At 36.3% G+C, this 23,369-nt stretch carries 22 protein-coding genes; 20 read left to right on the forward strand and 2 right to left on the reverse strand.

What is annotated here, in order from left to right:
- Positions 1–29: 29 nt before the first annotated feature.
- On the reverse strand, positions 30–1,334 hold the full coding sequence (locus tag D1B17_RS06265) for an N-acetylmuramoyl-L-alanine amidase family protein (RefSeq protein ID WP_120142507.1): 1,305 nt from the start codon (positions 1,332–1,334) through the stop codon (positions 30–32).
- A 1,012-nt stretch (positions 1,335–2,346) separates the two neighbouring features.
- Between D1B17_RS06265 and hisS the strand changes: the two genes are divergently transcribed.
- The 10 genes from hisS to D1B17_RS06315 all read left to right on the forward strand — a co-directional run bounded on the left by hisS (position 2,347) and on the right by D1B17_RS06315 (position 12,474).
- On the forward strand, positions 2,347–3,618 hold the full coding sequence (gene hisS / locus D1B17_RS06270; protein ID WP_120142506.1) for a histidine--tRNA ligase: 1,272 nt from the start codon (positions 2,347–2,349) through the stop codon (positions 3,616–3,618).
- Between the two features lie 2 nt (positions 3,619–3,620).
- Entirely contained in the window at positions 3,621–5,390 is a 1,770-nt protein-coding gene (gene aspS, locus D1B17_RS06275) for an aspartate--tRNA ligase (RefSeq protein WP_120142505.1), read from the forward strand.
- A gap of 544 nt (positions 5,391–5,934) precedes the next feature.
- Positions 5,935–6,495 carry a helix-turn-helix domain-containing protein gene (locus D1B17_RS06280; protein ID WP_120142504.1) on the forward strand — a complete coding sequence of 187 codons (561 nt, stop codon included), beginning with the start codon at positions 5,935–5,937 and terminating at the stop codon, positions 6,493–6,495.
- A 36-nt stretch (positions 6,496–6,531) separates the two neighbouring features.
- Positions 6,532–7,254 carry an ABC transporter ATP-binding protein gene (locus D1B17_RS06285; RefSeq protein ID WP_120142503.1) on the forward strand — a complete coding sequence of 241 codons (723 nt, stop codon included), beginning with the start codon at positions 6,532–6,534 and terminating at the stop codon, positions 7,252–7,254.
- 62 nt (positions 7,255–7,316) lie between these two features.
- Positions 7,317–7,946 (forward strand): FtsX-like permease family protein, encoded by a 630-nt coding sequence (locus tag D1B17_RS06290; RefSeq protein ID WP_166806635.1) that lies wholly within the window; start codon positions 7,317–7,319, stop codon positions 7,944–7,946.
- Between the two features lie 230 nt (positions 7,947–8,176).
- Positions 8,177–8,629, forward strand: coding sequence for a hypothetical protein (locus D1B17_RS06295; RefSeq protein WP_137432114.1), 453 nt, complete (start codon positions 8,177–8,179; stop codon positions 8,627–8,629).
- A gap of 492 nt (positions 8,630–9,121) precedes the next feature.
- The gene (msrB, locus tag D1B17_RS06300) at positions 9,122–9,565 is read left to right on the forward strand and encodes a peptide-methionine (R)-S-oxide reductase MsrB (RefSeq protein WP_120142500.1); all 444 of its coding nucleotides are present in this window, start codon (positions 9,122–9,124) and stop codon (positions 9,563–9,565) included.
- The gene (msrA, locus tag D1B17_RS06305) at positions 9,566–10,084 is read left to right on the forward strand and encodes a peptide-methionine (S)-S-oxide reductase MsrA (RefSeq protein ID WP_120142499.1); all 519 of its coding nucleotides are present in this window, start codon (positions 9,566–9,568) and stop codon (positions 10,082–10,084) included.
- A 67-nt stretch (positions 10,085–10,151) separates the two neighbouring features.
- Positions 10,152–11,030 carry a YitT family protein gene (locus D1B17_RS06310; protein ID WP_120142498.1) on the forward strand — a complete coding sequence of 293 codons (879 nt, stop codon included), beginning with the start codon at positions 10,152–10,154 and terminating at the stop codon, positions 11,028–11,030.
- A gap of 541 nt (positions 11,031–11,571) precedes the next feature.
- Complete coding sequence (locus D1B17_RS06315; RefSeq protein ID WP_120142497.1) at positions 11,572–12,474, forward strand: deoxyribonuclease IV; 903 nt, start codon at positions 11,572–11,574, stop codon at positions 12,472–12,474.
- A 190-nt stretch (positions 12,475–12,664) separates the two neighbouring features.
- Here the strand turns inward: D1B17_RS06315 and D1B17_RS06320 are convergent, their stop codons facing one another.
- Positions 12,665–13,486, reverse strand: coding sequence for a pyruvate, water dikinase regulatory protein (locus D1B17_RS06320; protein WP_120142496.1), 822 nt, complete (start codon positions 13,484–13,486; stop codon positions 12,665–12,667).
- Positions 13,487–13,609: 123 nt separating this feature from the next.
- On the opposite strand from D1B17_RS06320, the gene rpsU reads away from it, so the two are divergent.
- From rpsU to glyS, 10 genes are all read left to right on the forward strand, one after another.
- Positions 13,610–13,792 (forward strand): 30S ribosomal protein S21, encoded by a 183-nt coding sequence (rpsU, locus tag D1B17_RS06325; protein WP_010019742.1) that lies wholly within the window; start codon positions 13,610–13,612, stop codon positions 13,790–13,792.
- Positions 13,793–14,494: 702 nt separating this feature from the next.
- Positions 14,495–15,472, forward strand: a complete 978-nt coding sequence (locus tag D1B17_RS06330) for a PhoH family protein (RefSeq protein WP_120142495.1) — start codon at positions 14,495–14,497, stop codon at positions 15,470–15,472.
- Positions 15,473–15,487: 15 nt separating this feature from the next.
- Complete coding sequence (gene ybeY / locus D1B17_RS06335) at positions 15,488–15,958, forward strand: rRNA maturation RNase YbeY (protein WP_120142494.1); 471 nt, start codon at positions 15,488–15,490, stop codon at positions 15,956–15,958.
- Between the two features lie 252 nt (positions 15,959–16,210).
- Positions 16,211–16,534, forward strand: a complete 324-nt coding sequence (locus tag D1B17_RS06340) for a hypothetical protein (protein ID WP_120142493.1) — start codon at positions 16,211–16,213, stop codon at positions 16,532–16,534.
- Positions 16,492–17,199 (forward strand): nucleoid-associated protein, encoded by a 708-nt coding sequence (locus D1B17_RS06345; RefSeq protein WP_166806636.1) that lies wholly within the window; start codon positions 16,492–16,494, stop codon positions 17,197–17,199. The genes D1B17_RS06340 and D1B17_RS06345 overlap by 43 nt, the downstream gene beginning before the upstream one ends.
- Before the next feature lie 526 nt (positions 17,200–17,725).
- Complete coding sequence (locus D1B17_RS06350) at positions 17,726–18,082, forward strand: cytidine deaminase (protein ID WP_237389337.1); 357 nt, start codon at positions 17,726–17,728, stop codon at positions 18,080–18,082.
- 2 nt (positions 18,083–18,084) lie between these two features.
- On the forward strand, positions 18,085–18,999 hold the full coding sequence (gene era, locus D1B17_RS06355) for a GTPase Era (protein ID WP_120142491.1): 915 nt from the start codon (positions 18,085–18,087) through the stop codon (positions 18,997–18,999).
- On the forward strand, positions 18,999–19,757 hold the full coding sequence (recO, locus tag D1B17_RS06360; protein WP_120142490.1) for a DNA repair protein RecO: 759 nt from the start codon (positions 18,999–19,001) through the stop codon (positions 19,755–19,757). The genes era and recO overlap by 1 nt, the downstream gene beginning before the upstream one ends.
- Positions 19,758–19,996: 239 nt before the next feature.
- Positions 19,997–20,905, forward strand: coding sequence for a glycine--tRNA ligase subunit alpha (glyQ, locus tag D1B17_RS06365; RefSeq protein WP_120142489.1), 909 nt, complete (start codon positions 19,997–19,999; stop codon positions 20,903–20,905).
- Positions 20,898–22,958, forward strand: a complete 2,061-nt coding sequence (gene glyS, locus D1B17_RS06370) for a glycine--tRNA ligase subunit beta (RefSeq protein WP_120142488.1) — start codon at positions 20,898–20,900, stop codon at positions 22,956–22,958. The genes glyQ and glyS overlap by 8 nt, the downstream gene beginning before the upstream one ends.
- The last annotated feature ends 411 nt before the right edge of the window (positions 22,959–23,369 follow it).

Genomic DNA, 23,369 nt, shown 5'->3' on the forward strand with positions numbered 1-23,369 from the left:
GGACATACTTTTTTGTCATTTATATAATTTTATTTAAAATATTCTTTCAAACCATTAGCTACATCTTTAGCAACTTCAGCTTTGTAAGTATCGGAATTGATGTACTTATAATCTGTGTTCGAGTTGATATAACCTAGCTCGATTAAGACTGATGGTTGACTGTTGTAATGGAGAACGTAGAGATCTTTTTGAGCTGTCCCACGATTACCTATGGAAAGATTCTTGAGTTGACTATTTAGGTCATCAGCAAGGGAACCATCTTTGTCTTTATTATAATAGTAAGTTGTGACACCAGAACCAGCATTTTCTTGAGCACTGGAATCAAAATGCAAACTGATAAATGCATCTGCTTGAATCTTGCTTGATAGACGAGCTCTTTCACCGAGTGATTTACTGTCATCACCTGAACGGGTTAGAACGACACGTGCACCAGTTTTTTCGAGTTCTTTCTTGATAGCTTTAGCATAAGCGAGAGTGAAGTTCTTTTCGTAAGTATTCTTTTTAGATTCAGCACCGGAATCATTGCCACCGTGTCCAGGATCAATGACGATCGTAGCCTCGGAAATATTTGTGGCTGCTGACTTAACAGCGCTCTTAGTACCAGAAATGGTAACGACCCAACTGGCAACATAACCGACAGAGCCGTCTGAGTCACGAACTTTATACCACTTGCCGTCTTTACCTAAGTAATCAAATTGTTTACCGACCTTAGCTGTTTTAACGACACGGCCGTTTTGGTCAGGCTCGATACGTAATTTGGTATTTGGTTGAGTAACGGTAACTTTCTTGATGTCATTATCAGAGGAAGTATTTGAAGAGACAGTTGAACCAGAAGTTTCCTGAGTACCTTGGATGAAACTGGATTTGACCCAGCCAGCAGTACCATTGTACAAAATTTGTGTCCAATCTTGTTCTTGATACATGATCGTAACTTTTTGTGATTGTTCGATAGTACCTAAAACATTGCTTCCAGCATCAGCACTCTTGAAGACAGTTGTATTAGGGACCTTAACGATTCCAACTTTATTGGTTGCAGAACTAACATCAGTGTTGTCAATCAACCAGCTGGCAACCCAGCCAATTTTATCTCCGGATAGTCTGACTTGATACCATTTATTTTTCTCATCCAAGATGGCAAGTTTGTCACCTTTTTTTACTTGGCCCATATTTGCGTAAGACAATCCCGGACCAATACGAACATTTACGGAGTCAGAGCGAACCACAACTGCATTAGCACTCGCTAACGCCACTGTGGACCAACTCGATAGGGCGAGTAATAATAAAATAGCAACAAGAATCCGGTTTTTAATAAAAAGTTGTATTATCTTTTTCATTTAACTGATTCCTTTATTGTCAAAATACTGACAAAGTTTAATTATTTTTTTTATTACAAACACAATTTTTAAAATCTTTTCTGTTGTGATTAAAGTGTAATTTTATAGATTGATAAATCTTAATGCGAAATCGTTGTTTTGGTTTAAAAATACGAAAGTTAATCTTACTTTAGCAACAATTAGGACGGTTTTGCAATTTTCAGAATTTAAATACACATTCTATATGTATATCTTACTTAATATAGTAACAAGTTAAAAGAATAGATTGTAAATTTCCTAATAAAATTTGACTTTTTAGAACTTTTGTTCGTGTAAAAATGGTGAATTTAGAATATTTTGTTGTTTTAATGATAGAAAAGGGATACAAATGGTTGAAATCAGGTGTTATAGCTTTTGGGAATAATTAAATATTCCGCCTCCGGGAACAAGAATTTTAGGTCGCTGTGGGGACCGATTGGAGCCATAGAGCGGTCTCCAATTTCGATTTTGAACTTCGCAAAGAACGCGAATTTCAAAAGTCGTCCCGTGGTGTAAGGGATAAATCCCTAACGCCACCTCCACGGCGACCTAAATTTCTTGTTCCCTCCGGCTAGTTTATGTTTTGCTGGATTGTTGAAGTTTGATTTTTGTATGTAATTTATGAGTATAAATTCTAAATCCTTAATGGTTAAGAAACCGAAAATGATTCAAACTGATAATTAAAAAAATGGAATTATATGTGTTCAAGTATTTCTTTACTGTGTTACATTAAAGCACAAGAAAATCAATTGGAACCGGTAACATTACGTAACCGTCTTGACAACGTATTCTATTTTAGATAGTTTATAAGTATATTCGTAATCAAATAAATCGTTTTACAGAGAATCTGGTGGCTGAGAGCAGATAACGATTGATTGTGTGACGTTTTAATCGTTTGGCAGGCGTTAACTGCAGCAAAAAAACTAGGTGGTACCGTGCAGAATGCACCCTTGTCTTATTTGGACAAGGGTGTTTTTTATTTAAGGAGGATTTTATGCGCTATCAAAAACCAAAGGGGACCATGGACATTTTGCCTGGGGAATCCCAAAAGTGGCAATATATTGAATCAATTGCCCAAGATACGTTTAATAAATATCGTTTTTCAGAAATAAGAACGCCAATCTTTGAATCATATGAAGTCTTTGAAAGATCATCAGGTGATACATCTGATATTGTTTCAAAGGAAATGTATGATTTTAAAGATAAGGGTGATAGACATTTAGCTCTTAGACCAGAAGGAACAGCTGGTGTTGTTCGTGCCTATGTTGAAAATAAACTTTATGGACCTGAACACATCAAGCCTTACAAAGTTTGGTACAAGGGACCAATGTTTAGATATGAACGTCCTCAATCAGGTCGTCAACGTCAATTCCATCAAATCGGGGTTGAAGCCTTTGGCTCTGATTCTCCTGAATTAGATGCTGAAATCATTTCAGTTGGTTTGGAATTTTTGAATCGTTTAGGTATCAAGAATTTGAAGGTAGCCTTGAATACATTGGGTGACCCTGAATCACGTGCCGCTTATCATAAAGCTTTGGTTGATTACTTTACACCATTTAAGGACCAATTGAGTGATGATTCGAAGATTCGTCTAGAAAAGAATCCATTACGTATTCTTGATAGTAAAGATGCTAATGACAAGAAAATCGTTGCTAATGCTCCATCAATTTTGGATTACTTGAATGAAGCTTCAGCACAACGTTTTGAATATCTTAAAGGTTTGTTGGATGACTTAGATATTAATTATGAAGTTGATTCAACAATGGTTCGTGGTCTTGACTACTATAACCATACAATCTTTGAATTTATGGTAACTGACCCAGCTTTTGACAATAAAGAAATTACTGTCTTAGCCGGTGGTCGTTACAATGGCTTAGTTGAAGAACTTGGTGGACCAGAAACACCTGGTATTGGCTTTGGACTTGGTGTTGAACGTTTGATGTTGTTACTAAAAGATGAAGATTTGCCAAGTGCTAATGATCTTGATGTTTACTTGGTAACAATTGGTGAAAAAGCTGAACGTGCTTCAGTGAAAATTCTTTCTAGCTTGCGTAGAGCTGGATTCTGTGCGGATAAAGATTATCTACAAAGAAAAATTAAAGCTCAATTCAAGACCGCTAATAACTTACAAGCAAAGTACACTGTAACTATTGGTGACACTGAATTGGAAAATGATACAGCCAATGTCAAGAACATGGCTACTGGTGAACAAGTCAGTGTATCATTGGAGAATTTAGCAACAGAATTGAAAAAAATCGAGGGATAAACATGGAAGAAAGAACAGATTATTGTGGCAACATTACTGAAGAGTATGTTGGTAAAAAAGTTTCTTTAGATGGTTGGGTTCAACGACGTCGTGACTTAGGTGGTTTGATTTTCGTTGATCTTAGAGATTATAAAGGTATCGTACAATTAGTATTTAATACTGATAATCAAGCCGCACTTGATATTGCGGAAGACCTTAGATCAGAATATGTAATTAACGTTATCGGTACTGTTAGACTTCGTGGTGAGGGTGCTACTAACGATGACATGAAGACTGGTAAAGTTGAAGTTGTCGTTGAAAAAGTTGAGATTCTTAACAAATCTTTGACACCACCATTTGAAATTAAAGATGGTATTGATTCATCAGAAGAAACTAAATTAAAGTATCGTTACCTTGATTTACGTAGACCTGAAATGCAAAAAGCTATCAGAACTCGTGCTCAAATCAAGCATTCAGTTAACGAATATCTTTATGATAACGGCTTTATTGATATTGAAACCCCTAATTTGACACCATCAACACCAGAAGGTGCTCGTGATTACCTTGTTCCTTCACGTGTCTATCCAGGACGTTTCTTTGCTCTTCCACAATCACCACAATTGTTCAAGCAATTGTTGATGGTTGGTGGATTCGACCGTTATTTCCAACTAGCACACTGTTTCCGTGATGAAGACCTTCGTGGAGACCGTCAACCTGAATTTACACAAATTGATATTGAAACAAGTTTCATGAGCAAAGAAGAAATTCAAACCGTTACTGAAGGTCTTATTGCTCGTGTTATGAAGGACGAAAAGGGTATTGAAGTTAAAACACCATTCCCAAGAATCGACTGGGATGACGCTATGGATCGTTATGGTTCAGATAAGCCTGATGTTCGTTTCGGTATGGAATTACAAAACTTAAACGACGTCTTCCAAGATAGTGAATTCAAAGTTTTCAAGGGAACAATTGATAACGGCGGTCAAGTTAAAGCTATCGTTGTTAAAGGTGGCGCTGACAAGTATTCACGTAAGAACATTGAAGCTTACCAAGAATATATCAAACGTTTTGGCGCTAAAGGCTTGGCATGGACTAAGTTCAATGACAATGAATTAGCTGGTGGTGTTGCTAAATTTATCAAGCCCCAAGAAGCTGCTTTGGTTGAACGTCTTGGCCTTGAAAATGATGACCTATTATTATTTGTCGCTGATAACAAGAAAGTTGTTGCTGACTCATTAGGGTACTTGAGAAAAGCTATTGCTAAAGAACAACATCTTTATGATCCTAATGAATTTGCCTTCATCTGGGTTGTTAACTGGCCATTGTTTGAGTACGATGAGGGTATCCAACGTTGGACTGCTGCTCACCATCCATTCACAATGCCAAATGAAGAAGATGTTTACTATCTAAATGAAGGTGAAGATCCTCATAAAGCTTATGCTCAAAGTTATGATATCGTTCTTAACGGTTATGAACTTGGTGGTGGCTCGATTCGTATCCATGATTACAAGATTCAAGAAAAAATGTTGCGTGCGCTAGACTTTACTAAAGAAAAAGCCTACGAACAATTTGGTTTCCTATTGGATGCCTTACAATATGGTTGTCCTCCACATGGTGGCTTGGCTATTGGTTTGGATCGTTTTGCAATGCTTCTTTCTGGAAAAGATAACATTCGTGACGTTATTGCTTTCCCTAAGAACTCAAACGCTACAGAACCAATGACACATGCTCCACTTGAGGTTGCTAAACAACAACTTGATGATTTGGGAATTGAGATTAGTAAGAAAGATTAATTTAATTAAAGTTTGAACAGAATGTGCTCAATAGTTAGGTTCTTTCTTGAGCTTAGTTATTTGTTATTTTTAACACGATACAACTAACTAATTCGATAAAAAAAGCGCTGAATTATTTGAAATTTAACATAATCAAAGGCTAGATATTTTTCTGGATTTATATCAAGAAAAATATCTAGCTTTTTTTTATATTCACTTATACGACCAAAGTTGAAAAAAATATACGACCAAAGTTGAAAAAAAGATTTTTAGATTACTGGAGTCATATTTTTAGGGATGGGAAAATCGGTGCTTTATTCTACGTTTATACTGCATATTTTGTCATAATTTTTTTGTTATTTCTGCAGAATCAATTTATTGTTAGTTTTTTATTAGTGTTCAAACAATAAAATGTCCTTTGTGGTTTTAAAATTTCATTTATAGCTGGATACTGGCCTAATTAAAGCGTTCATGTTTCGTTATAACGGTGAAAATCAAAAAAATTGTTAGATTTTTTCTAGTTTAAGTGTCTTACTAGAGTTATCAAGAGAAGGGGACCGGGAATATGTCGGAAACAATAGGTCAACGTATTCAAATGAAACGGATTGAGAAGAATATGACTCAAGCTCAGGTTGCGGAAAAATTATATGTTACACAGCAAACCGTTGCACGCTGGGAAAGTGATAAGCATAATCCTCCCATTAAGGCGATTCAAGATTTGAGCAATTTGTTTGATGTCAATACTTCGTATTTTTTTGCGGAAGATGAAGTTATCGTACGTAAGTTTAATTTCTTTGCCTTTTTAGGTAGTTTGATAGTGAACTTTTTGTTTTTTGAGTTTGTAGCTATTGCTTTAATTACGATACAAATTGCTTTTTGGGGAACAGTAGGTGCTTGCTTAATATCTCCAGGAGTTGTTGTTTGGCAAACAATCACCAAAGTAAGGGCACTCACAATATTACGGATGGCTAGCAGTCTCATTCTTTGCTTAATTTCGGTGGTAGTAATCCCTATTTTTTGGAAATTAACTAAATATATCTGGAAAATATTACAAGCATATTATCGATATAATATTAATTCGATTGTATATGAAGTAATACCTAAAAAAGAAAATAGCGAAAAATGACCTAGAATAAAATCTTTAAGACGGAGGATTAGTTTGATGGACGATGCGATTATAGAAGCTGATAGTGTTTCAAAAAGTTTTAGTTTAGGTAAAAATAAATCCATTGATATTTTAAAAGATATATCTTTTACCGCCTATTCAAACGAATTTTTGAGTATTATTGGTCCTTCAGGTAGTGGTAAGTCAACTCTCTTGAAATGTGTATCGGGCCTTTTGGAACCAACAACCGGTTTGGTAAAAGTAAATGCATTAAATCCTTATCTTTTGTCACCAGCTAAGATTGCTAAAATGAGACGGACGGAAATTGGCTTTATTTTCCAGTCTTATAATTTAGTGCCAGCATTACCTGTTTTAGAGAATATTGTCTTGCCACTTCGCTTATCAGGTAAGAAGATCAGTAATTCTAAAGTTGAAGTGCTATTAAATAGTATGAATTTTTCGGCAGATTTGGGTAGCTTCGTCAATACATTGTCTGGAGGTGAGCAACAGAAAGTGGCTATCGCTAGGGTATTGGTGACAAATGCCAAAATTATTTTTGCGGATGAACCTACAGGAGCGGTTGATGAAAGTTCAAAAGAATTGATTTTTAACATTTTGAGGAAACTTGCTGACAATGGGGCCTGCGTCGTTATGGTTACTCATGATATTGATTTGGCATCAAAAACTGATAGAGCTCTTATTTTAAAAGACGGAAAATTGGTCAAAGTTTTAAATAAACCAGATACAACAGGACTTTTGGAAATGATAGAGAAAGGGTGAGATTCATGTTGAGGTTAGCAATATGGCAATTTCGATATTCGTGGAAGTCTTGGATTGGTTCGTTGATATTATTTGGGGCTGCAGGATTTGTGATTGGTTTTACCATGATTGGAGTGGGTTCTTCAATTAGTGCCAAAGTTAATTATGGAAATTACAATCCGGTAGTTCTTTTTACCACACCGGTAATTTTTGGATTAATAACGCTAATCTTAATAATTAGTGGAATTACTAGGCTGTTGATAAATAAGTTCAAAAGCAACTATAAGTTGTGGTCGATACTAGGAGCTGACTCAACGCAACTTGCTATGTTGATTGGTGTTCAAATGGGATTAATGGGAATGATTGGAGGGCCCTTTGGTTATTTTTTAGCATACCCGGTTGTTAAGAAATTTTATTATTGGGTGCGAACAAATCCCGGAATGACTAAATTCCCAATGATTGATATGAAAATGCAGTTGAGTTCTTTGATAATAACGATGGTTGTTTTGGGTCTCACGGTTGGTATTTTAGGATTAATCAGTGCAAGAAAGATCTTCTCTAATATTAGACACGGACATGTATTAATAAAAAGAGTCTTGTTAGTTTTAACTTGGATTTGGATAACCGCTGTTTATAGCGGAACGATTTATGTATACAGTCTTTTTTTAAGGAACCTAGAAGTCTCATGGAATTATTTAGAAGTCCTACATTAGAAAATACCTATTTACAGTTATTGTTGGTTCTAATTATTTTAATGATTATGACAATAAATAATTCTGAACGAATAATTTTACCAATTTTAGTAAAAAGTCTTTCATCTTGGTATCCAGTGAAGATGATAAAAACGTTTCAAACTGCGTATTGGAATGTTCTTGAGAAAAGAGAATTTCTACGCAACGTGACCTTTCCAATTTTTATTTTTTTACTTATTTCCTCATTTTTTATGTATCTTGCATTTGATTTGGCCAACATTTCCACCAAAAGAAGTTTATCAGAGATTTTTGGTACATTAACGCTATTTTTAGGAGCACCATTTTTGATAATTTTAGCTAATGTGATTTCATTAACAATGATTTCTAGTGCTGAAAGATCTTCCAATACAAACTTGTTAAATATTCTTGGTTTTACGGTAAAAGATCTTTTATTTGAAAAGGGTATTGAGGCAAGTATTTACAGCGTTATTGTTTTTATTCAAGGAACTATTGGCAATGCAATATTGTATATTCCAATTTTACAAGCGTCATATTATACACATACTCAAATGAAAGATGGTTGGTTCTCGATTACTTGGATTCCGATGAGTGCAGGTATTATAGTTTTTGTGTTTATTTGGTTCGTAGATGGCTTTTATATTTTTAAGAAAATTGGTATGAATAATAGAAAGTTTACGACATAACATTATGTTCTAATTGAGTTGGTACTTTCAAAAGGTCTTATTCTTTTAACGTTCTTCTGTTTTTGATTAATGGTTGAACGTTTTTTAGTGGTATTACATTATTTACGATGATATTAATCACCATATATTTAAAGCTCATAATCATTCTGTAAATGGAATTAGCTGGAGGGAGCAACGAAATTAGGTCGCTGTGAAGGTGGCGTTAGCACTTTAGTGCTTACACCACGGGACGAGCTTTGAAACTCGCGGTTTTTGCGAGGTTCAAAGTCGAGATTCGAGACCGTTCTTTGGCTCGAATTGGTCCCCACAGCGACCTAATTTCGTTGCTCCTGGAGGCGGCACATCACAATATTTTATTTACAAATTGTAAATACTTTTTCAACTGTTATTCCGATTTGCTTTCTAGTAGAAAAAACCGCCATACAATAAGCAAATAGTTAGAATTAATTGCGTGAAAGCATATACTATTTTGTATATAGAGAGGGTGGTTTGATGTCAGAAGAGTATAAAAAGGATTTGAGTAAATTAACTGATGAAGAATATCAGGTAACTCAAAATGCTGCCACGGAACGTCCTTTTAGTGGAAAATATGATGACTTTTACAAAAAGGGTATCTACGTTGACATTGCCAGTGGTGAACCGTTGTTTTCATCGGCCAAGAAATACGATGCTGGCTGTGGTTGGCCTTCTTTTACAGAACCAATTGCCAAGCTAAAAGAACATCGTGACAGTTCGTTTGGTATGGAACGGACTGAAGTTACTAGCAAAGCTGCTGGCTCTCATTTGGGTCATGTTTTTACTGATGGTCCGCTAGATCAAGGCGGCTTGCGTTATTGCATTAATTCGGCATCTTTGAAATTTATCCCATATGAAGAAATGGATAAAAAGGGGTATGCTGACTATAAGAAATATGTTGAAGATGGAGATGCTGAATAAATGAAAAAAGAGACTGCGATTTTTGCTGGAGGTTGTTTCTGGTGTATGGTTCAACCTTTTGACGAACAACCAGGGATCATTTCGGTTGTATCTGGTTACTGTGGAGGACATGTTGCTAATCCCACGTATGAACAAGTTTGTACGGAAACTACGGGACATGCTGAATCAGTTGAGATAACTTATGATGCTGACATTGTTTCGTACAAAGATTTAGTTGAATTGTATTGGCAAATAGCTGATCCGACCGATGCCATGGGTCAATTTCAAGATCGTGGTGACAGCTATCGTCCAGTGATTTTTTATCAGAATGAATCTCAAAAAGAAATTGCTGAGACTTCTAAAAAAGCTTTAGTTGAGTCGGGAGAATTTTCTGATCCAATCGTCACACAAATTCAACCTGCAACAACTTTTTATCCAGCTGAGGATTATCATCAAGACTTTTATAAAAAGAATCCGGAACGTTTTGAACTCGAAGAGAGTGGCGGACGGGCAGAATTCATGAAAAAACATCGGAAATAGGCTGAAAATACTGCTATTTGTGCTAATATGTTTAGGTAACTTATGACGACTAGGAGAATTTTTTAGTATGGGTGAATTAGATAAGCTGATTGAAAGACATCAGAACTTATCCAAAATTTCAATAGCATTTTTATATTCAATTGCTGTTTCGATTGCGGTTAATATGTTCTGGACACCGGGTGGTATTTATGGTTCTGGTGTAACAGGTGCGGCGCAATTGATTTCAACGATTTCGCATCGCTGGATGCCATTTAATTTATCGACTGCGGTGATGTACTTTGCATTAAACGCGCCATTGTTCGTCTTGGCTTGGCGTAAGATCGATCACAAATTCACGATTTTTACGATAATTGCGGTTGCTTTAGCCAGTACAATGATGCATTTATTGCCACCAGTTAAAATTACGGCCGATCCATTAGTCTGTGCTATCTTTGGTGCGGTTGCCAATGGATTTGGTACGGGGATGGCTTTGAGAAACGGAATATCTACTGGTGGTATTGATATTTTAGGAATCATTTTGCGTAAGAAGACTGGTAAAAGTGTCGGAACAATTAATATTATGTTCAACATTTTTATCGTTGCATGTGCTGGTTTCCTATTTGGTTGGGTCCACGCGCTTTATAGTGCGGTCAGTATCTTCATCAATGGTCAAGTTATTGATATGATTTATAACAAGGATCAAAAACTTCAAGTTATGATTGTTACATCTAAACCTAAAAATGTTATTACACAAATTCAAAATGAAATGCGCCGTGGTATTACGATTGTTCATGATGCTGAAGGTGCTTATAAACATGAAGAAAAGACAATTTTGTTCACTGTTATTTCCCGTTCAGAATTACATGATTTGGAAAATGCGATGGCCCTGTCTGATCAACATGCTTTCGTAAGTGTTACTGATACTGTACGAGTCATGGGACGATTTTATCAGGCACATATTTATTAATTCAGAGAGTGGGACAAAGTTGGTTAGTTGCCGTCTCTGGGCGCAAGAAATGTTGGCGCTGTGGGGACCGGTTCGAGCCGAAAGGCGGTCTCGAACCTCGATTTTGAACTTCGCAAAGTACGCGAATTTCAAAACTCGTCCCGTGGTGTAATGGCTAAAGCCATAACACCACCCTCACTGCTGTCAACATTTCTTGCACCCAGAGACTAATATATTCGTTGTTTTTTTATATGGTATAACTAATTGATTCGATAAAGGGATTATGTGTTATTTGAAATTGAATATGAGTAAAAGGCTAGATGCTTTTCCAGATATAAATTCAGAAAAAGCATCTAGCCTTTTTATATTCAATTCTATAACCAAAATTGAGAAAGAACCCGATTTTGGATTGCGGTCTTGTTTGGTTTAAGCGGAAAAAGCTATGTTTTGTCTCACGTTTATGCTGCATGTTTAAGGCAAAAATAGTTATGTCACAGTCCATTTTCGTTGGCCGATATTCCTATGCTATAATTTTGTTAGTTAAAGTCAGGGAGGTTTTTTGATGATAATAGGTTCGCACGTTGCAATGAAGGCACCTAAAATGTTGGTCGGCTCAGCTGAAGAGGCACACAGCTATGGAGCAAACGCAATGATGATTTTTACGGGTGCACCACAGAATACTCGCCGTAAAGATGTTTCCGATATGAAGATTCCCGAAGGTCAAAAACTTTTGAAGGAATATGGGATTGATCATATTATCGGTCATGCTCCCTACATCGTTAATTTAGGAAATACTATTAAACCAGATAAATTACCGTTTGGGATTTCATTTATGCATGATGAATTTCTTCGAGCTGATGCTTTAGGAATTGAAGCAATTAGTTTTCATCCTGGAGCTCATTTAAAGGCTGGTGCAGATGTGGCCTTGAAACAGATTGGTCAAGCTTTGAATGAAGCAATTATGCCAGATCAAAAAGTTAGTGTTGCGATTGAAACGATGGCCGGTAAGGGAACTGAAGTAGGGATTACTTTTGAACAAATTGCTGAAATCTTTGATAATTGCGCACAGAATGATAAATTATCAGTCACAATGGATACGTGTCATATGAACGATGCTGGTTATGATGTAAAAAATGATTTTGATGGTGTATTGAATCAATTTGATCATATTATCGGTTTAGACAAGTTGTCGGTCATCCATTTGAATGATTCTAAGAATGAAATGGGTTCACATAAAGATCGCCACACAGATATCGGTTTTGGAACGATTGGTTTTGATGCTTTGAGTTATGTGGCTCATCATCCACAATTGGAGAATGTACCCAAGATTATGGAAACACCTTATGTTAAGAAAGATGAAAATGATAAAAAGGGTGTCGCACCATATAAAGCTGAAATTGAAATGTTACGTAGTAATGTCTTTGATCCGCAGATGAAGGAAAACTTGTTAGCTGGAAAGTATTAGGCAATTTAGTCAGCTTTATATATTCAGCACGTGAAACAGGACATAGATTTTTTTGCTTAAAACAGTAAATGGCTCCAATAATCCAAATCGGATTACTGGAGCCATTTGTCTTAGTGCTCGAAAGCTGAACTCGCTTTGTTTCATTATTAACCAAAGATGGTAATGTCGAATCTAAGCTGTACTCATACTGTTAACTATTTTGGTAACCGTTGAAGTGAAGTTTTTCCATAATGATAGCGGCTGTCTCTTCAATTGAACGGTCGGCAACGTTGATTACGGGACAACCAAGTTCTTTGTAAATTTCGTTTGAGTAGTCTAATTCTTTCTTGATTTCGTCGCTGTCTGAGTATGTTGTGTCAGGATCAAGACCGTATGCAATCATTCTTTGACGACGAATTTTGAGTAAAACGTTCATATCATTAGTTAAGCCAATGATTTTCTTCTTGTCAACGCTCCATAATTGCTCTGGGAGGTTAGTTGTTGGTCCTAGCGGTAAGTTAGCAACCTTGATATTCTTGTTGGCTAGATAGAGCGATAGAGGGGTTTTCGAAGTTCTGGAGATTCCTAGCAAAACTAAATCAGCTTCGAGCAATCCTTTAGGGTTTTGACCATCGTCGTTTGTTATCGTAAATTCCATCGCCGAAATCATATCGAAGTAGTTCTTATCTAGTTCATGAAGCAATCCTTTTTTGCGTAGAGGTTCTTGATGAGTCATTTGTGAGAAGGTACCAATAATAGGGTTAAGGATATCGTAATAAACAATTCCGTTATCTTGGCAAAATTGGTTGATTCTATTGCAAATTTCTTTTGAAACAATCGTGTGTAAAACGACTGCTTTCTTGTCTTTTGCCATAGATAAGATATTTTCTAGCTGCATGTCCATTTTTATGAATGGATATTTTGTAAATGTGGTATCCATCTCTGGAAATTGGATAAATGCTGCTCTAGCAACTCTTAAAGCGGTTTCTCCGACACCATCGGAGAGAACAAAAACGTCTAATTTCTGATTCATAATAAATTCCTCCAAAAAAATGTAAAAAAATATTTGAACATTAGCTTCTTTTTGTTATAATAACATATGAACTGCTAGAGCAATAGTACAGTTACGTTAAAAATCGGAAGGAGGGATTATCATATGGCAAAAACCGTCGTTCGTGAAAACGAGTCGCTTGATGATGCTCTTCGTCGATTCAAACGTTCCGTTTCAAAGAGTGGTACTCTTCAAGAATATAGAAAACGTGAGTTTTACGAAAAGCCAAGTGTTAAGAGAAAGCTTAAGTCAGAGGCTGCTCGTAAGCGCAATAAGAAACGTCGTTAATCGATAGTTTATTAAGAAAGTCCATACAGGCATTTGCTTGTGCGGGCTTTTTTTTGACGTCTAATGAAGTTCAAAATAGCAGATTATGGTAGTTTTTAATTGTAGGATAAAATGTTTAAAAAAATGATGTTTAGTAACCTATAAAACAGACTGCTAAAAACATTGCAATTGTCAAAGTAAGAAGGGCTAAATTAGCATCAGCCGGGTTGGTGCATTTAACTGTTACAATGCGTATTATTAGTATAATCAGAGTGGTAAAATAAAATTAAGTAATGCGTAGCGCTAGTTGATTTTTTGACCATGAATTTAAAATGGTTTTTAAAATCGAAATGTACTTCATATCTTATCGTTTCAGTCGTTAATGGTAGATAGTGCTTAAAGTTATTTACTATTAATTCAAAGGTAAGTAATGAACTAGCCGGAAAGAACAAGAATTTAGATCGCTGTGCGGCTGGCGTTGGCACTTGAGTGCCTACATCACGGAACGAATTTTGAAACTCGCGATTTGTGCGAGGTTCAAAATCGAGCCGAAAGACACAAGGCTGTCGGCGGTCCCCATAGCGACCTAAATTTCTTGTTCTTGGAGGCGGCATATTTAATTAGCCAAGCGTTATATTTAACTGATATTATAGCGTTATATAAGTGATTAGTATTACTTGGTGTGCTATCATTCAAAGTAATACACGGGAGGATCGAACTTTATTGACAGAAAACGTTGAACAAATTAAAAAGAGCATTCAAATCAAGAATCCTCAAAATGCGGTTAACCTTTTTGGCGTTAATGATAGTAACTTGCATTTGATTGAAGAAGGTTTGGATGTTCAAATTCATGCATTTGGTGATCAATTAGATGTGTCAGGTGTTGAAAATAATGTGAATAATGCAACATCGTTGTTGCGTAAATTGATGGAATTAGTCCAGTCGGGTGTTAGTCTTGGTGCGGCTGATGTTGTCAGTGGCCTTAAGATGGTTGAGCGTGGAACTTTAGATTATTTCGGTGACTTGTACAAAGATGAATTAATTAAAGATTTCAGTGGCAAACCTGTTCGTGTACGAAACTTTGGTCAGAGACAATATGTTAATGCCATTAATCACAATGACATTACTTTCGGAATTGGACCTGCTGGTACTGGTAAAACATATTTAGCTGTTGTTATGGCGGTTGCTGCTTTGAAACAAGGTACTGTGCAAAGAATTATTTTGACACGTCCGGCAGTTGAAGCTGGTGAAAGTCTAGGTTTCTTGCCAGGTGATTTGAAAGAAAAAGTTGACCCATATATGCGGCCTATCTATGATGCCTTGTATGCTATTATGGGTTCAGATCATACTGGTCGTTTGTTGGAACGTGGAGTGATCGAAGTTGCGCCATTAGCTTATATGCGTGGTCGAACTTTGGATGAGGCTTTTGTAATCTTAGATGAGGCTCAAAATACGACACGTGAACAAATGAAGATGTTTTTGACACGTTTAGGTTTTGGTTCAAAGATGATTGTAAATGGAGATATTTCGCAAATCGATTTACCAGGACATACACGGAGTGGATTAGTTCAAGCACAACATATTTTAACTAATTTGCCACACGTTGAATTCGTTAACTTTAGTTCAGCCGATGTTGTCAGACATCCAGTTGTAGCTGAAATCATTGATGCTTATGAAGATTCAGATAAAATAGAAAAATAATTACTGGGGATTATTATGGACTTAGAAATTTATAATGATGATAATTTAATTGATCAAAAACGTGAAAATTGGGTTAAAGATATTGTCCAATTCACCTTCAACAAATTGGATTTAAAAGATAGTACACAACTATCGATCCACTTTGTTACTAAAGATAAAATTCATGAAATCAACAAAGAATATCGTGATACCGACCGAGCAACTGACGTAATCAGCTTTGCTATCAACGATGGTGAAGATTCACTTGATTATCTAGAAGCTCAAATTCCGGATTTACCAGTTGATTTAGGTGACTTATTTATCAGTGTCGAAATTGTTGATGAACATGCTAAGGATTATGAACACTCCTTTGATCGTGAACTAGGTTACACAATCGTTCATGGAATCTTGCACTTGAATGGATATGACCATATCAAGCCTGAAGAAGAAAAAGTTATGATTGGTTTGCAAGAAAAAATTCTAAGCGCTTATGGTTTAGAGAAATAAATCGAATAGAGTGGAACAAAAAAAGAAATCCATAAAATTGGGTTTCTTTTTTTGGCCTCAATTAAGTAGAGTTTATAAATATCGGTATAATCATTCACCATCGAACAAAACATCACCATTTTCAAACACGTATTCTGTGTGTGGTGATAGATTTCTTTTGCGACACTAGGTATGATAGGAGAAGTTGTTTTTTACTAAAATAGAATTTCAATACTAGCAGTTGTAACTGGTAGTTAATAGAGAGGAAAACGAATGCGAATTCTAAACATAATTGACCATATCTTGGATAAGGATTCTGGCAACGCAGTGTTGTCGCAAAAGGAGATTCCCAGGGACAATCTTGAAGTTTCTAAGTATGTTGAAAAAGTGATTGATAAATTTGAAAATAGTGAGTATGTGGAGCTAGATTTATCACGAATTCCGATGCTTGAGCAATTTTGGAATGGTCGTGGAGAGTTCCAACAGCTAACGGAAAAATTTGCCTTAGATTATTTTGAAGCTATCAAGGCGAATGAAAAATTCCTGGTGGCGACTTGTTATTCTTTAATGTTGAACTTGACGATTTGGGCCCAGTGATTGGGATTGCCAAGCTGGACTATACTAAGCGTTATATTCATAACGTTGAATATGACGAGGATGCGTTAGTGAACAACATCATTCAAAACAACAGCATTTTGCCCTCGCCGGGACAAGGTGTCAAAAATATGATTTTGATTGACGCAAAAAAAGTGAAAATTCGTGAACAACAATATACTGGCGAAAGCGGTAAATGGCTGATGTCCAGGGATTTTCTTGATGTTAAGGCGGTACCAAATAAAGTGTCAACCAATGTTAAGCAGATCAAGAAGTCGATTCAAAAAATTTCGGAAAAATATGATGATGCGGATGACTTTACGATTACCTCTAAAACACAACAGGCAATCCATGATAGCCTTGAAACCGATGGCGTGATTGACAATGATTACGTTGCTGATGTGGTCTTTGAGCAGAAAGAAGATGCTAAAGCAGAGTTCAAGGAGCAACTGTCCAAGAAAGCCATTGAGCCAGTTGTGACAGTGCCAAATATCAATTATTTTGAAAAGAAATATGAGCGACAAAAGATTAAGTTAGACAATGGCATCGAAATCAATGTACCGATAAGTTTATTGAAGGATAGGGATGCAATTGAGTTTGAAACGAATCCAGACGGCAGTACTTCAGTCGTAATTAAGAATGTGGGAAGTTTGAAGAGTAACTTTTAGGGCTTGTACTGGGAAAGGTGCTAGGTAGTAAAGCCAAAGCATATTTTAGGAATATGTGGTGATAGTTGACATTTTTGACTCTGAATTTGAAAGTAATTTAAATCAAAAGATTCGAATATGTTCTATACCCTATTATCTTAGTTATCAACGACATGGTGAGACACTGTTTCTTCAAAAATAAAGAGCACACTAGCCGGAAAAAGCAAGAAATTTAGGTCGCTGTGAAGGTGATGTTAGGGATTTATCCCTTACATCACGGGACGACTTTTGAAACTCGCGGTTCTTGCGAGGTTCAAAAGCGAGATTCGAGACCGCCCTTTGGCTCGAATCGGTCCCATAGCTATCTAAATTTCTTGCTCTTGGAGGCGGAATATTTAACCACCCCACACGTATTTCGTGACTTTTATTTCAAATCCTTTTTTTAAACATTCATCTGTATTATAATTATTAACTGAGATACACAAAAAAGGAGACTGAACTAGTGGAAATTACTGAAAAGCAATTATTTGATGTTGCAAGTAAGGCGATGGAAAACGCCTATGCACCTTACTCACATTACACGGTTGGAGCAGCAATTTTATGTGATGATGGAAAAATCTATTCTGGGGTCAACGTAGAAAATGCCTCATACGGACTTACGAATTGTGCTGAAAGGACGGCGATTTTTAAAGCTGTTTCTGAAGGTGCTAAGCACGTTTCAAAGATTGTCATAATTAATGGAACACAAGAGTTATCAAAGCCTTGTGGTGCCTGTCGTCAAGTTATGAGCGAGTTTATGGACTCAGAAGACATTGTTTATTTAGCTAATAAAACGAATGATTTTAAAGAATATACTTTCAAAGAAATTTTGCCACTAGCATTCAGTGATAAGGACATGGATTAATTATGGATAATAAGAATTATAAATCAGGTTTCGTTGCCATTATTGGACGCCCCAATGTTGGTAAATCAACATTTATGAACCGGATTATTAAAGAACAAATTGCTATCACTTCACCAAAAGCACAAACGACTAGAAATAAAATCCAAGGTATTTATACTGACAATGAACGTCAAATCATTTTCTTGGATACACCTGGTATTCACAAGCCTCACAATGACTTGGATCAATATATGGATAAAGCAGCTATCTCAGCTTTAAAAGAAGTTGATGCTGTTCTGTTTATGACTGAAGCTGGCGAACAAGCTGGACCTGGTGACAAGTTTATTATTGAAGAATTAAAGAAAGTTAAAGCTCCGGTTTTCTTAGTGCTTAATAAGATTGATTTAATCAATCCCGATGAAATGGCTCCTCAAATTGATGAATACAAAGATTTGATGGATTTTGCCGAAATCATTCCAATTTCAGCTACGAACGGTAATAATATCGATGATTTAATTGATACTTTGACGAAACATCTACCAGTTGGACCACAATATTATGCAGATGACCAAATTACTGATCACCCAGAGTACTTTATTGTCGGTGAATTGATTCGTGAAAAGATTTTGGAAGACACACGAGATGAAATTCCTCATTCGATTGCGGTCGTGGTTGAATCAATGAATCAACGTAGTGAAGCTGGTAAACTTCAAATTGAAGCTAATATTTACGTTGAACGTGAAAGCCAAAAACCAATTGTTATTGGTCGCGGTGGTGCTATGTTGAAGAACATTGGTATTGGTTCAAGAATTAAGATTGAACATTTGCTTGGTGAAAAAGTTAATTTGAAACTTTGGGTTCGTGTAAAGAAGAACTGGCGTGACGATAAAGCCTTTCTAGCAAGTGCTGGTTACTCATTGAAGGACTTTAAAGATTAATGGCAAACACGCCAACTAACTTTTTTGGTATTGTTGTTCGTCGTCAGCGTTATAAGGAAAGAGATGCTCTGGTTACCATTTTAACTAGAGAGTATGGTTTTAAAACTTTTCTAGTACGTGGAACACAAACGGCTAAGTCGAAAATATCTGGTTCAGTGATAACCTTTTCTTATGGTGAATATGCTGGTATTGTCAAAAATGATGGCTTGTCATATTTGAACTCAGCCGGCAATATTAAGCAATTTAATGAAATTATGCAGGATATCGAATTAAATGCTTATGCGACGTTTTTGTTTGACTTGTATCATGAAGCGTTTGTTGATGATCCAGTGCCCGACAGTTGGTATCGGCTATTATTTAAAGCCTTACTTTATATTGAAAATGGTTATGATGCGCAAATTATCGTTAATATCATGCAAATGAAATTACTAGAGGCTTTTGGTGTTGCGCCTAATATGGATTCCTGCGTTGTTGGGGGCGAGACCGAAGGAAATTTCGATGTTTCGGTCCTTTTAGGTGGACTGTTATGTTCGAAACATTTTGACAGCGATATTCATCGTTTGCATATTCCAAAGCGAATCGTTTATTTTTTGCGACTATTTAGTAAAATTGATTTAGGCCAAGTAGGTAAGATTGAAATTAAAGAAAATAATAAAGATTTAATTCAACATGCGATTGATGCAATTTATTTGGGGACGGTCGGCTATTATCCTAAGAGCAAAACCTTTATTGATAAAATGAAGCGTTGGCGCTTTTAGTTACTGACTAAGCCTGTGATTGACAATAAAGTCAAAAATGGTTATATTGATGTATGTTGAAACAGCGACGAAGGATAGTGAAAGCTTCGATTAGATTTATGGCGTACAATTAAATCGAATATAAAAGTGCAGGACTTCGGTCCTGAATTAGGGTGGAACCGCGAATACTCGTCCCTTGCAGAAAGTGCCTAAGTGTACACTGCAAGGGATTTTTTGTGTTCTGCCTGAAGGGAGAAAAAATGGTAAAGAAGTTAAATGTTCAAAATATGATTCTCACACTTCAAAAATTTTGGGGTGATAAAGGTTGTATGTTGATGCAAGCATACGATACAGAAAAAGGTGCCGGAACAATGAGTCCATACACATTCCTACGTGCAATTGGACCAGAACCATGGAATGCTGCTTACGTTGAGCCATCAAGACGTCCAGCCGATGGTCGTTATGGTGAAAATCCTAACCGTTTATATCAACACCACCAATTCCAAGTTGTTATGAAACCAGCTCCAGAAAATATCCAAGAATACTACCTAGATTCATTACGTGCTTTAGGGATTGAACCTTTGGAACATGATATTCGTTTCGTTGAAGATAACTGGGAGAACCCCTCAATGGGCTGTGCCGGTGTTGGTTGGGAAGTTTGGTTAGACGGTATGGAAGTTTCTCAATTTACATACTTCCAACAGGTTGGTGGACTACAATGTCACCCAACAACTAGTGAAATTACTTATGGTGTTGAACGTTTGGCTTCATACATCCAAGACGTTAACTCAGTTTACGATTTGGAATGGGGCGACGGTGTTCTTTATGGTGATATCTTTAAAGAACCTGAATATGAACATTCAAAGTATTCATTTGAAGAAAGTAACCAAGATATGTTGTTCAAATTCTTTGATGAATATGAAAAAGAAGCCAACCGCTTGATGGATTTAGGTTTAGTTCACCCAGCTTATGATTATATTTTGAAATGTTCACATACATTTAACTTGTTAGATGCTCGTGGTGCTGTTTCAGTTACTGAACGTGCTGCATTCTTATCACGTATTAGAAAGATGGCCCACAAGGTAGCTAAAGCCTTCGTTGAAGAAAGAAAGAAACGTGGTTTCCCATTGTTGGCAAACAGTGAAGTAAAGGAGAACGAAAATGACTAAAAATTACTTACTAGAAATCGGTTTGGAAGAAATGCCAGCCCATGTTGTAACTAAGAGTGTTAATCAATTTGCTCAAAGAGCTGAAAAATTCCTTAAAGAAAATCGTATTTCTTTTGATTCAATTGAAAAGTTTTCTACTCCTAGACGCCTAACAATTTTTGTTAAAGGCATTGCTGAAAAACAAACTGATATTGACGTTAAAGCTAAAGGTCCTTCAAAGAAAATTGCTCAAGACGCTGATGGCAACTGGACAAAAGCCGCTCAAGGTTTTGCTCGTGGACAAGGGATGACACCAGATGATATCTTCTTTGAAGAGTTAAAAGGTGTTGAATATGCTTATATTCAAAAACACGAAGATGGTCAAAAAGTTGAAACAGTTTTGAGCCATATGGATGAAGTTATTAAGGCCATCACTTTCCCAACAAGAATGCGCTGGGGTTCATATGATTTTGAATATATCCGTCCAATCCACTGGTTAGTGTCACTACTTGATACTGAAGAAGTTCCCGTGAAGATTCTTGATATCACATCTGGTCGTATGACACGTGGTCACAGATTCCTTGGTGAAGACGTTGAAATTGACGATGCTAACAATTACGTTGAAAAACTTAAGTCACAATTTGTTATTGTTGACGCTAAAGAACGTAAACAAATTATTTCTGATCAAATTAGTAAAATTGCTACAGATAACAACTGGGATATCGATGTAGATCCTGACTTATTGGAAGAAGTTAACAACTTAGTTGAATTCCCAACAACTTTCTACGGCTCATTTGACAAGAAATATTTGGAAATTCCTGAAGAAGTTTTGATTACTTCAATGAAAGATAACCAAAGATATTTCTATGTTCGTGATCAAGCTGGAAAACTTGCTCCATACTTTATTGGTGTAAGAAATGGTAATTCAGAACATATCGAAAATGTCATTCGTGGTAATGAAAAAGTGCTAGTTGCTCGTCTAGAAGATGCTGATTTCTTCTTCAAAGAAGATCAAAAGAAGAGCATTGCTGACTACGTTGAAAAACTTAAGACAGTTAATTTCCACGTTAAGATTGGTACTATGTATGAAAAAATGGCTCGTGTCCACCAAATTGCAGAACATCTAGCCAAATTATTTAAACTAGATGCTACTGAAACAAAAGATTTGCTCCGTGCCAGCGACATTTATAAATTTGATCTTGTAACAAGTATGGTCGACGAATTCCCAGAACTACAAGGTGTCATGGGTGAGAAGTATGCTGAAATCATGGGTGAAACTAAAGCTGTTGCTCAAGCCATTCGTGAACATTACATGCCAATTTCAGCTGAAGGTGCTTTGCCAGCAAGTAAAGTTGGTGCAGCTCTAGCCATTGCTGATAAAATCGACTCATTAGTAACATTCTATGCAGTTGACTTAATCCCTAGTGGTTCAAATGACCCATATGCCTTGCGTCGTCAAGCTTATGGTATCGTTAGAATTCTTGATCACTATCAATGGTCAATGAACTTAGAAGACCTACAAGATTACTTAAAGGCCAACTTGACAGTACCTGCTAAATTAGACTTAGGTAAGAATGAAAAAGCTATCAATGAATTCATGATTGACCGTGTCCGCCAATTGTTGAATCAAAAAGGTATTAGAAATGATATCGTAGATGCCGTTGCCTCAGGTTCAAACGTTGACCCAATTGCAATGATCGATGTTGCAGAAGTTCTTCAAAAACATGTTGCTGATGACGACTTCAAGGTTGTTATGGAAGCACTTGGAAGAATTGTTAACTTATCTAAGAAAGCTAAATTTGGTTACTCAGATGACTTATCAGTTGATGATAACTTGTTCGAAAATCCTTCAGAATCACAATTGAAGGAACAAGTAGCCAAAGTTAACGATGACAACGCTGAAGATTTATTCAAACAATTAGCAGCATTACGTCCAGTCATTGATTCATACTTCGATGAAAATATGATTATGGCTAAAGACGAAAAGGTTAAGAATAACCGTTTAACTCAATTGGTTATTGCTAACCATCTGATTGCTAACCTTGGTGATTTGTCTAAGATTGTTACTAAATAATGATTGATAAAATTTAATGGTTTTTAATAGCTATGTCTCTTTTATATGAGATATGGCTATTTTTTTGTTGTGGAATTTAGAGATTGGTAAGTATTTTGATTAAATCCATAAAATATGAAATTTGTGCTGAACTAGCATTCTACAGCTTTTTTTAATTTTTAATCTTAATATATATGATTGGAAATGCCTTCGATAATATTCTCTGTCTAAAGTTAACCTAGTCGGAAGAACTGAGGGATGCTGATTGGCAGTGAAAGTGGCGTTAGCGATTTATCGCTTACACCACCGGGCGTGTTTGGAGACTCGCTGATTTTGCGAGGCTTCAAACCGAGACTTGAGACCTTGGCTCAAGTCGTTCCGCACTGCCAATCAGTATCCCTCAGTTCTGGAGACGGAATTGTAAATATAAAG

This window comes from Companilactobacillus zhachilii (assembly GCF_003606365.2).
Taxonomy (GTDB): domain Bacteria; phylum Bacillota; class Bacilli; order Lactobacillales; family Lactobacillaceae; genus Companilactobacillus; species Companilactobacillus zhachilii.

Coding starts and splice junctions, on each gene's coding strand:
- msrB (WP_120142500.1), top strand. CDS start 9,122: ATGTCAGAAGAGTATAAAAAGGATTTGAGTAAATTAACTGATGAAGAA.
- D1B17_RS06310 (WP_120142498.1), top strand. CDS start 10,152: ATGGGTGAATTAGATAAGCTGATTGAAAGACATCAGAACTTATCCAAA.
- msrA (WP_120142499.1), top strand. CDS start 9,566: ATGAAAAAAGAGACTGCGATTTTTGCTGGAGGTTGTTTCTGGTGTATG.
- D1B17_RS06340 (WP_120142493.1), top strand. CDS start 16,211: ATGCGAATTCTAAACATAATTGACCATATCTTGGATAAGGATTCTGGC.
- D1B17_RS06320 (WP_120142496.1), bottom strand. CDS start 13,486: ATGAATCAGAAATTAGACGTTTTTGTTCTCTCCGATGGTGTCGGAGAA.
- D1B17_RS06295 (WP_137432114.1), top strand. CDS start 8,177: ATGTATCTTGCATTTGATTTGGCCAACATTTCCACCAAAAGAAGTTTA.
- D1B17_RS06285 (WP_120142503.1), top strand. CDS start 6,532: ATGGACGATGCGATTATAGAAGCTGATAGTGTTTCAAAAAGTTTTAGT.
- D1B17_RS06265 (WP_120142507.1), bottom strand. CDS start 1,334: ATGAAAAAGATAATACAACTTTTTATTAAAAACCGGATTCTTGTTGCT.
- era (WP_120142491.1), top strand. CDS start 18,085: ATGGATAATAAGAATTATAAATCAGGTTTCGTTGCCATTATTGGACGC.
- rpsU (WP_010019742.1), top strand. CDS start 13,610: ATGGCAAAAACCGTCGTTCGTGAAAACGAGTCGCTTGATGATGCTCTT.
- glyS (WP_120142488.1), top strand. CDS start 20,898: ATGACTAAAAATTACTTACTAGAAATCGGTTTGGAAGAAATGCCAGCC.
- recO (WP_120142490.1), top strand. CDS start 18,999: ATGGCAAACACGCCAACTAACTTTTTTGGTATTGTTGTTCGTCGTCAG.
- D1B17_RS06350 (WP_237389337.1), top strand. CDS start 17,726: ATGGAAAACGCCTATGCACCTTACTCACATTACACGGTTGGAGCAGCA.
- D1B17_RS06315 (WP_120142497.1), top strand. CDS start 11,572: ATGATAATAGGTTCGCACGTTGCAATGAAGGCACCTAAAATGTTGGTC.
- hisS (WP_120142506.1), top strand. CDS start 2,347: ATGCGCTATCAAAAACCAAAGGGGACCATGGACATTTTGCCTGGGGAA.
- ybeY (WP_120142494.1), top strand. CDS start 15,488: ATGGACTTAGAAATTTATAATGATGATAATTTAATTGATCAAAAACGT.
- glyQ (WP_120142489.1), top strand. CDS start 19,997: ATGGTAAAGAAGTTAAATGTTCAAAATATGATTCTCACACTTCAAAAA.
- D1B17_RS06280 (WP_120142504.1), top strand. CDS start 5,935: ATGTCGGAAACAATAGGTCAACGTATTCAAATGAAACGGATTGAGAAG.
- aspS (WP_120142505.1), top strand. CDS start 3,621: ATGGAAGAAAGAACAGATTATTGTGGCAACATTACTGAAGAGTATGTT.